The sequence below is a fragment of the Frankia sp. AgKG'84/4 genome (assembly GCF_023242965.2).
Taxonomy (GTDB): domain Bacteria; phylum Actinomycetota; class Actinomycetes; order Frankiales; family Frankiaceae; genus Frankia.
The window spans coordinates 1-8,553 of record NZ_JALKFU020000202.1 but is presented as its reverse complement, the minus strand read 5'-3'; the positions used below and the strand labels follow the sequence as shown (position 1 = coordinate 8,553).

Genomic DNA, 8,553 nt, shown 5'->3' with positions numbered 1-8,553 from the left:
GGTACCACCGCCGGCGGCGAGCCGCCCGGGGCCGGCCGCGGCAGTGGCACCGCTGCGGCCCGTGTCGGCGGACGGTCCGATGCCGGGCCCGAACCTGCCGGCCTCGAATCCGCCTGGCCCGAATCCGCCTGGCCCGAATCTGCCTGGCCCGAATCTGCCTGGCCCGAACCCGACGGGCCCGAACCCGACGGGCCCAAGTCTGCCGGCACGGACCGCGGGCGGGTTGCCGCGACGGGTGTCGCGAAGCCTCAAGGACGCGACCGGGCCGCACCTGGTGTCCCCGCCATCCCGCACCCCGGCGGCACGCGGTGCCGACCATGAGCGGCTGCTGGCCGATCTGGAGGCGTTCACTCAGGGCGAGCAAGCCGCCCGCGACGAGCAGCGAGGGGCCTGAGTCCAGCCGTGTCTGACACCACCAGCGACAGCACTTTCCACGACCGGGGCACCACCGGCGAGTTCACCTGGCTCGTCAACGACTTCGTCGGCCGGGTACACGGCGTCTCCCACGCCATGATCCTTTCTGCCGACGGCCTGTCGCTCGCGGCATCGGACACCATCGAGACCGTCGCCGCCGAGCATCTCGCGGCGATCGCCAGCGGGATGATCAGCCTCGCACGCAACAGCGCCCGGCTGTTCGACCGGGGCACCTGCGAGCAGATCATCGTCCGGATGTCCGCGGGCTATCTGCTGTTCATGGGCATCGATGCAGGTGCTGGTCTCGCGGTCCTCACCGACGCCGACTGCGACATGAAGGTCGTCGCCTACGAGATGACGCAGTTCGTGTCGCATGCCGGCCACGCGCTGACCCCGCAGACCCGGGTGGACCTGCGCCAGATCCTGGCGGGACGACAGCTGTGACGTCGCCCGTCGGGGGGCCGACCGAGACCCCCGCGGCACCGCTGCGGCGCCGCAGCCGGCGGGTGCGGCCCTACGCGTTGACCGGGGGCCGCACGCGCGCCCGCCACCACCTGCTGGTGGAGACACTGATCTCGGTACCGCGCTACGACCCGGAGCTCAGCGAGTCGCTGATGCCGGAGTCGAAGGCGCTCTACGAGCGGGCCCGGGCGCCGCTGTCGATCGCCGAGCTCTCGGCGCTGCTGTCGATCCCGCTGGGCGTCGTCCGGGTGCTCATCAGCGACCTCGCGGCGCAGGGCGCGGTGTTCATCCATCCCACCGCACACGCCTACTCACATGATCAAAACGTGCTGGAGCGCATCCTGCACGGACTGCTGGAGCTGCCGGTCTGAGCCAGAACCCACCCGGGGGCACACCCGTCGTCGACCTCCCCGGCGCCGCCTGCGGGCCCGAGCACCTCACCATCTCCGCCAAGATCGTCATCGCCGGTGGCTTCGGCGTCGGGAAGACCACGCTGGTCGGCTCGGTGTCCGAGGTGCCGCCGATCAATACCGAGGCGTGGATGACCGAGGCGAGCGAGAGCGTCGACGCGCTGCCCGCGGGCAGCGCGAAGACCACAACGACGGTCGCGATGGACTTCGGCCGCATCTCGCTGGACTCCGACCTGATCCTGTACCTGTTCGGCACGCCGGGGCAGGCGCGATTCTGGTTCCTGTGGGACGACCTGGCCCGCGGCGCCCTCGGCGCGATCGTCCTGGCCGACACCCGCCGGCTCGACGAGTCGTTTGCCGCCGTGAACTACTTCGAGCACGACTCACCCGTGCCGTTCCTCGTCGCCGTCAACCTGTTCGACGGCCGGCAGTGGCACGACCTCGACGATGTCCGTGACGCCCTGGCGCTGCGGCCCGAGGTCCCGTTGATCACCTGCGACGCCCGGGACCCGGCCTCCACCGCCGAAGCCCTGCGCACGCTTGTCCGGTACGCCATCTCCCTGACCTGAGGAGCCCGTGTATGCGCAAGATCCTGATCGTCGGCGCCGGCCAGTCGGGCCTTCAGCTCGCCCTCACCCTGCGGGAGCACGACTACGACGTCACGTTGATGTCGGCGCGCACCCCGGCGGAGATCCGCACCGGACGGGTGATGTCGACGCAGGCCATGTTCCACACGGCGCTGCAGCTCGAACGGGATCACGGGCTCAACCTCTGGGAGGACGAGGCGGTCGCGATCGAGGGCCTCGGCCTGTCGATCGCCGGGCCGGACGGCGGACGGGCACTGGACTGGTTCGGCCGACTCGACCATCCAGCGCAGTCGGTGGACCAGCGGGTGAAGATGGCCGGCTGGGCGGAGCTGTTCGAGGAGCGCGGCGGCAAGCTGATCATTTCGGGGGTCACCACCGCCGACCTCAACGGCCTGGCGGAGCTTTACGACCTGGTGATCGTGGCGGCCGGGAAGGGCGAGCTGGTCGGCCTGTTCGACCGCGACGCCGCGCGCTCGCCGTACACCGCCCCGCAGCGCACGCTGGCGCTGGCCTACGTGCACGGCCTGGCACCCCGGCCCGAGCATCCCGACTCCCCCGGCATCCGGTTCACCATCGCGCCCGGCGTCGGCGAGCTGTTCGTCATCCCGGCCTACACCCTCAGCGGAAACTGCGACATCCTGTTCTTCGAGGGGTGCCCGGGCGGGCCGCTGGACTGCTGGGACGACCGCCCCGAGCCGGCCGCGCACCTGGCACGCCTGCTCGAGCTGATCCGCCGGTACGCGCCGTGGGAGTACGAGCGCTGCGCCGAGGTGGAGCTCACCGATGCGAACGCCACCCTCGCCGGCGGCTACCCGCCGGTGGTGCGCCACCCGGTCGGCCTGCTGCCCTCGGGGCGCTCCGTGCTTGGCATGGCGGACGTGGTCGTCGCCAACGACCCGATCACCGGGCAGGGCTCGAACAGCGCGGCGAAGTGCGCCCAGTCCTACCTCGACAGCATCCTGGCGCACGGGGACAGGCCGTTCGACGAGGTCTGGATGCACTCGGCCTTCGACCGCTTCTGGGACTACGCCGAGCACGTCACGGCCTGGACCAACGCCCTGCTGTCGCCGCCGCCGGAGCACGTCCAGCAGATCCTCGGCGCCGCCGGGGCGAACGAGGCGGTGGCGCGGCGCTTCGTCAACGGTTTCGACAACCCCCGGGACTTCCAGCGCTGGTTCCTCGATCCGGCGGGGGCCGCCGACTACCTCGCCGGCGTCTGACGAACCGTCCCGCGGATTCGGTGCGCCGCCGGCCGAATCCGCGGCGACACAATGGCGCCACCGTTCGACAGCGTCATGGTCCGACAGCGGAGTGTGAATGACCCGGATTTACCTACCGGAAATTCCCCGCCCCGTCGCGGCAGCTTGACGACGCGGCACGCGCCCTACCTTCGAGGGGGTGGCCCGGGCAGGCCGGTCCGGCTCCGACGGTCGTCGGGCACCGCGCCGACCTGCGACCGTTCCAACCCGCCGCAACGCAGGCCAGAAGCTCGCCAGGGGCCGTCGCGCGACATTTCGAGCGCGGACATAGCAGCCCGGCACGGCTTCGCGCCATCGATTCAAAGAATCCGCCGGCATGCCGTGTCCCATCTCACAGTGCCGTTCACCTTCGTGAAAGTCGAGTCAGCATGGGGTAATTCCTCGTCCGGACTCTGCGAGTTTACCGGCACCGAGGCCGCCGGACACAGAAGGTGAAGAGGTGATTCATGAGTGCGACGGACGCCCACACAATCAGCGAGCTTGTTCACAACGCGTGTTATCCCATCACCGAGCCGGCCAGCCCGCTGTGGTGGTCCATCGTCTCCCGCGCCCGCCACGACTTACGCACCGATGGCTGCTGCGTGCTGCCGGGGTTCATCCAGCCGGCGGCCTTTTCGTCCCTCGCGGCCGAATGCGAGTCGGTGGCGCCGCTCGCGTACGACCGAATCGAGGACGTCAACGCCTACAACATTCCACTCGACGCCGACCTGCCCACGGACCATCCCGGCCGGCACGTCATGCGGCGCGGCAACGCCTTCGTCGCCCGGGATCAGATTCCGGCCGGCTTCGCCGTCCACCAGCTTTACCGCAGCGAGCCGTTCCAGCGTTTCGTCGCGGCCTGCTTCGGTCTCCCCCAGGTCCACGAACTGGCCGACCCGCTCGCCGGGTGCTGCCTGAACGTGATCTCGCCGGGGCTGGAGCACCCGTGGCACTTCGACACCAACGAGTTCGCCGTCAGCCTGCTCACCCAGGAACCCGAGTTCGGCGGCGAGTTCGAGTACTGTCCCAACATCCGGACGGCACAGGCGGAGAACTTCGCCGACGTCCGCGCGGTGCTCGCCGGATCGGGCTCGCACCTGGTCCGCCGGCTCACCCTGCGCCCCGGCGATCTCCAGCTCTTCCTGGGCCGCTATTCGATGCACCGGGTGAGTGCCGTGCACGGCACCAGGGCCCGCCATTCGGCGATATTCGCGTATACCGAACGCCCCGGGGTCGTCGGCAGCCGCGAACGAACCCGCCAGCTGTTCGGTCGCCACCTGCCCGCGCATCACCGCGCTGACGCGGGTGCCGTGCGCGTCGACGCCCTGCTCGACTGACTGCGTTCTCGTCCGCACCGCGTGTCCGGCCGTCCAGGCTCGACCGTCTTCGTGTGATCCGCAGCGCCACCGTTGTTTCGAGGAGAAGCGTTCGCGTGTTTTCCAACGACGCAAACCCGACCGACGTCAACCCAACCGAACCGAACCCGGCCGCCGCCGTCGCCACGGCGCCGGCAGACGACCTCAGTCTTGACGAACAGGCCTTCGACGAGACCGGCAAGGTCACCCTCGACCACATCTACACCCAGCCGGATCCCCGCTCGTACTTCCGCACCCTGCGCCAGCTCGACTACGTCATTCCCCAACTCGCGAAGCCGTACTTCGGCCGGCTCGTCGACGAGTGCCGAACGCGGCTGGGGCGCCCCACCACGGTGCTCGACGTCGGCTGCTCCTACGGGGTCAACGCCGCACTGCAGCGCTGCGACCTGACGATGGACGACATGTATGACCGGTACGGCCAGCAGGACGGCCCGAAGGCCGGCCAGGACCGCGCCGTCCTGCTGGCGCGCGACCGGCAACTCGTCCACTCCCGACGGTCCCGCTGGGCGCCCCGGTTCGTGGGGCTGGACAGCTCCCGCCCGGCGGTCCGTTACGGCCTGGCCGCGGGCTTCCTCGACGACGCGGTCTGCGCCGACCTGGAGAGCCGGGAGGCGACTGCGGACGAGCGGACCGTGCTGGCGAGCGCCGACCTCGTCGTGTCCACCGGCTGCATCGGGTATGTCAGCGAGCGGACGATCGACCGAATCGCCAGGGCCGGCGAGGAGTCCCGCCGGCCCTGGATGGCCCACTTCGTGCTGCGCATGTTCCCGTTCGACCCGTTCGAGGCGGCGCTGGACGCGCTCGGCTACGACACCGTCCACGTCGAGGGGGTCTATCCGCAGCGCCGCTTCGCCTCCGCCCAGGAGCAGGAGCAGGTGCTGGACACCCTCTCGGCCGTCGGCGTGGACCCCACCGGGCTGGAGAGCGACGGCTGGATGTACGCGCAGCTACACATGTCCCGGCCCCGCGGGGTGGGACAGCGCGCGGCCCTCGCGGCCGCCACGAGCGGCGTGCCGATCCCCTGATCGGGCGGCCCGTCCTGGCCTGCCGGCACCGCGGACTTCCGCCGGCAGGCCAGTGACCGCAGCGCATCAGCGCAGACACCGCATCCGCTGGCCGGCGCCGAATTCGATTCGAAACTCACATGTGCCGGACGCACCGCGACCATCCCGGCGACCATGGAACGAGTACCCCCGTCCGGGTGCCCGCACCGACCCCGACCCGTCAGCCCATCAGACAAGCCGAGGCAAAGATTGAACGCGACGACGCCCGCCCGCGCCTCTGCCGGGACCTTCGCCCACGACGACGAGCTGCCCCGGGTGCCGCTGCCCAGCCTCGCGGACAGTTGTGAGCGCTTCCTGGCCTGGTCCGCGCCCCTGCTGACCCCGGCGGAGCGCGCCCGGACAGAGGCGGTGGTGACCGCCTTCCAGGCCGCCGACGGCCCCGGGCCGATCCTGCAGGCCGCGCTCGAGAGCTACGACGCGACCGAAGGCGTGCACAGCTGGCTGGACGACTTCTGGGACTCCCGCTACCTCGGGCGCCGGGACCGTATCGCCCTCAACGCCAACTACATCTTCAAGTTCGCCGACCGCGCGCCCGGATCGGCGGACCAGCCGCAGCTCGACCGGGCCGCCGGCCTCATCGCCGCGGCCGTCGACTACAAACTGCGCCTCGACGACGAGCGGATCGAACCGGTCCTCCAGCGCGGCAAGCCGCTGTCGATGGCCCAGAACACCTACCTGTTCTCCACCACCCGCATCCCGGGCGCGGTGCAGGACACCGTGCGGACCCCGTACAGCGCGCAGTGGCCCGGCCCCTCCCAGGCCCGCCACATCGTCGTCCTCCACCAGGGCAACCTGGTCCGGATGGACGTCATCGGCCCGGACGGGCGCCCGTACGCGCTGGACGACCTGGCTGCCGGGCTGACCGCTGTCCTGAAGGCGACACCGGCGCGGGTACCGGCGGACACCGCCGTCGGCCTGCTCACGACCAAGGCCCGCGCCGCCTGGGCGGACAGCCGGGCTCGGCTGTCCGCACTCGACCCGGCGAACGCCGCCGCGCTGGACACGATCGAGACCGCGCTGTTCTGCCTCTGCCTGGAAAGCACCACGCCCGCCGACAACCTGGGCGTCTGCGACCAGCTCCTGCACGGCAACGCGGTGAACCGCTGGTTCGACAAGGCCGTGTCGCTGATTGTCTTCCCGGACGGGCAGGCGGGCATCAACGTGGAGCACTGCGGCCTGGACGGCACGACGATCCTCAGCTTCGTCGACGATCTGCTCGCCACCTCGCCGCAGGAGCACGCGGCCAGCTCCGGCGCTCAGCCCCAGGGCCAGCCGGCGATCGACCCGGTCGAGTTCGTCCTCGACGACGCGCTGCGGGCTGACATCGGCGCCGCGGGCGAGTCGTTCGCCGAGTTCACCGGGGCCACCGCCTCGACCGTGCTGACCATCGACGACTTCGGGCAGAGCGACGCCAAGCGGCTGCGGATCTCCCCCGACGCGTTCGTCCAGCTCGCCTACCAGCTCGCGCACGCGCGGGCCAAGGGCCGCACCGGCGCGACCTACGAGTCGATCGCGACCCGGGGGTGGCGCCGCGGGCGCACCGAGGCGATGCGGGTGGTGACCGCAGAGGCACTCGAGTTCGTCTCCGCACTGCAGGACCCGGCCGCGACGCCGGAGGCGAAGCGGGCCGCCCTGCGGGCCGCTGCGGACGCGCACGTGCGGCGGGCGCGCGAGTGCCAGGCCGGGCAGGCCCCCGAGCAGCATCTGTGGGAGCTGCAGTTCATCGCCCGCCGCCGCGGCGCGGAGCTGGGAGTGAGCGAGCCGCTCGCGCTCTACGACACGCCCGGCTGGATCAAGTCCCGCGACGATCTGCTGAGCACCAGCTCGGCGCCGTCGGTCAACGTCGAGTTCTTCGGCTTCGGCTCGACGAGCAGCCAGTGCATCGGCGTGGCTTACGTCCTGCTGGCCGACCGGTTCAACCTTTACCTGAGCACGCCCCGGCCCGTCGCCGACGGCATGCACGCCTTCGCCGAGCAGCTCGTTCTCGCCCTGCGCGAGCTGCGGGAACTTCTCGCCGCGGAGACGGCCGCGGACTGATCTCTCAGCGGCGGCGGTCCTGGGGCAGGCGGGTGGGGCCGACGTGGCGATCGAGCCAGTCGCGCAGCACCCGCATCCGGCGCCAGGCGCCGGCGACCTGCTGCGCGCACTCGGGTTCGGTCAGCCACGGCGGCTCACCGAACTCGCGGTGGACGGTGAGCGTCCGGTGCCGCAGCAGGTCGATGCGCGGATGGTCGGCGTCATAGCCGCGGGGCCGGGTCTTCAACCGGTTACCGGAGATCTCGTAGCCGTCGGCGCGCAGGCCGGCCACGACGCTCTCCAGCTTCGGCCCGGTGACGTCGTCGGCGACCGCCGCCCGCAGCCGTTCCACCTGGTCTGCGGCGGTCTGCCAGTAGCCCGAGGCGACCATCAGCCCCCTCGCCGACACCTCCACGTAGCCGCCGCCGGTGAGGTAGGCGCCGATCGCGGTCTTGTACGGGGACTTGTCCTTGGCGAACCGGACGTCGCGGTGCGGCCGGAACAGGTGCGACTCCCCGAACTCCGGTTCGAGCTCGGCGAGCAACGCCGTCATCGGCCCGCGCACGGCCTTCTCGTACTGGTCCCGATGATCCGTCCAGTAGGCCTTGCTGTTGTCCGCTTCCAGGCCGTCGTAGAAGATCAGCGCCGCGGTGGGGAATCCGGCGAACTCCGGCATCGGAGGCTCCTTCTCGGCTCGGCCTGTCTCGGCTCGGCCTGTCTCGGCTCGGCCTGTCTCGGCTCGGCCTGTCTCGGCTCGGCGCTGTGGCGCGATCGTGCCGTCGGCGGTAAGCCTAGGAGCGCCCACCGACAGGATCCGCGGCCTGGTCTCCGACACGAGTCGGGACGATCCGCGCGCCGCCGCCCCACCCGCCGGGAACTCGCGGACTCGCCGCGTCGCGCCGCGCCGCCGCGCGGACCCGGCGGGGGAAGATGCGGCGGATGCACAGCGAGATCGAGACGTCACTCGGCGACGGGCGACTCACGCT

At 71.1% G+C, this 8,553-nt stretch carries 10 protein-coding genes; 8 read left to right on the top strand and 2 right to left on the bottom strand.

From position 1 onward, the window contains the following. Positions 1 to 235 precede the first annotated feature (235 nt). From MXD58_RS14105 to MXD58_RS14070, 8 genes are all read left to right on the top strand, one after another. Entirely contained in the window at positions 236 to 394 is a 159-nt protein-coding gene (locus MXD58_RS14105) for a hypothetical protein (RefSeq protein WP_250609387.1), read from the top strand. An 8-nt stretch (positions 395 to 402) separates the two neighbouring features. Then, complete coding sequence (locus MXD58_RS14100) at positions 403 to 858, top strand: roadblock/LC7 domain-containing protein (protein ID WP_248840241.1); 456 nt, start codon at positions 403 to 405, stop codon at positions 856 to 858. After that, positions 855 to 1,247 carry a DUF742 domain-containing protein gene (locus MXD58_RS14095; RefSeq protein WP_248840242.1) on the top strand — a complete coding sequence of 131 codons (393 nt, stop codon included), beginning with the start codon at positions 855 to 857 and terminating at the stop codon, positions 1,245 to 1,247. The genes MXD58_RS14100 and MXD58_RS14095 overlap by 4 nt, the downstream gene beginning before the upstream one ends. 71 nt (positions 1,248 to 1,318) lie before the next feature. Next, positions 1,319 to 1,855 carry a GTP-binding protein gene (locus tag MXD58_RS14090; RefSeq protein ID WP_248840261.1) on the top strand — a complete coding sequence of 179 codons (537 nt, stop codon included), beginning with the start codon at positions 1,319 to 1,321 and terminating at the stop codon, positions 1,853 to 1,855. A gap of 11 nt (positions 1,856 to 1,866) precedes the next feature. After that, entirely contained in the window at positions 1,867 to 3,093 is a 1,227-nt protein-coding gene (locus MXD58_RS14085; RefSeq protein WP_248840243.1) for a styrene monooxygenase/indole monooxygenase family protein, read from the top strand. Between the two features lie 485 nt (positions 3,094 to 3,578). Continuing rightward, positions 3,579 to 4,448 carry a HalD/BesD family halogenase gene (locus MXD58_RS14080; RefSeq protein WP_248840244.1) on the top strand — a complete coding sequence of 290 codons (870 nt, stop codon included), beginning with the start codon at positions 3,579 to 3,581 and terminating at the stop codon, positions 4,446 to 4,448. 95 nt (positions 4,449 to 4,543) lie between these two features. Further along, entirely contained in the window at positions 4,544 to 5,512 is a 969-nt protein-coding gene (locus MXD58_RS14075) for a class I SAM-dependent methyltransferase (RefSeq protein ID WP_248840245.1), read from the top strand. A 153-nt stretch (positions 5,513 to 5,665) separates the two neighbouring features. Beyond that, a complete protein-coding gene (locus tag MXD58_RS14070) occupies positions 5,666 to 7,588 on the top strand; it encodes a choline/carnitine O-acyltransferase (protein ID WP_374616094.1) in 1,923 nt (640 codons plus the stop codon). A gap of 4 nt (positions 7,589 to 7,592) precedes the next feature. Here MXD58_RS14070 and MXD58_RS14065 read toward each other — a convergent pair whose 3' ends face one another. Continuing rightward, positions 7,593 to 8,243, bottom strand: coding sequence for a DUF2461 domain-containing protein (locus tag MXD58_RS14065; RefSeq protein ID WP_248840247.1), 651 nt, complete (start codon positions 8,241 to 8,243; stop codon positions 7,593 to 7,595). Positions 8,244 to 8,358: 115 nt separating this feature from the next. Then, positions 8,359 to 8,553: hypothetical protein (locus tag MXD58_RS14060; protein WP_250609386.1), on the bottom strand; the 195-nt coding region annotated here is incomplete at its 5' end.